The sequence below is a fragment of the Ideonella sp. P3_A4 genome (genome assembly GCF_056403075.1).
Map to the genome: position 1 here is coordinate 1 of NZ_JBFUGE010001285.1, position 714 is coordinate 714.

The window sequence follows — 714 nt, forward strand, 5'->3', positions numbered from 1 at the left end:
GCGCTGGGCTGGTCCGTGGTCTCGCCCGTCACAGCGGCATCGCTTTCGGCCGCAGAAACAACGTGACGTCCAACCCTTCAAGGCGCTCGGCGGCGGCTGGGCTTTGACTTCGCGGTGACCTGCTTCTTGGGTGCGTCAAGGCTGCCGATGTAGGCGCAGAACATGTCGGCGACTGCGTTGGCGTAGGTCTTGATTTCGGCGTTCGTTCGCGGGCTCGCCGAGAAATCGTGACCCACCATGCTCAGCGTGGTGAGCACCAGCTCGCCGGCCAGTGAGCGGGCCGCGTCGGTCGCATTCGGCGCGGCTTCTCGCATGAAGCGCTCAACGGTCAAGTTCCCCGCTGCTTTGGCCTGCTGCGCCTCTGGCGCGTCGCGGTACAGCGGCGCCGCATCGTTCAGCGCCCCGCGCATGTCGGCCTCTTCACACTCAGACTTGATGAAGGCGAGTACCAACACCCGCAGGCGCTCCAGCGGCGGCCGCTTTTGATCCTCGAGGATCCGGCTGAGTGTCTCGGCCGTCTCGCGCCATTCATCGGCCTGGAGCCTGAACAGGATCGCCGCCTTGTTCGGGAAGTACTGGTAGACCGAGCCCACGCTGACACCCGCCCGCTCTGCGACTCGCGCCGTGGTGAACCGGTTGGCACCTTCCGTCGCCAAAACCTGAATAGCTGCCTGAAGGATGGCCGCCACCAGGTCGGTGGAACGGGCCTGCTGC

The 714-nt window shown here is 65.7% G+C and carries 1 protein-coding gene; it reads right to left on the reverse strand.

Annotated features, from left to right (window positions below; translation table 11 throughout):
• Positions 1–77 precede the first annotated feature (77 nt).
• A partial coding sequence (locus AC1DYI_RS37575) for a TetR/AcrR family transcriptional regulator (RefSeq protein WP_477209138.1) occupies positions 78–714 on the reverse strand: 637 nt, incomplete at its 5' end.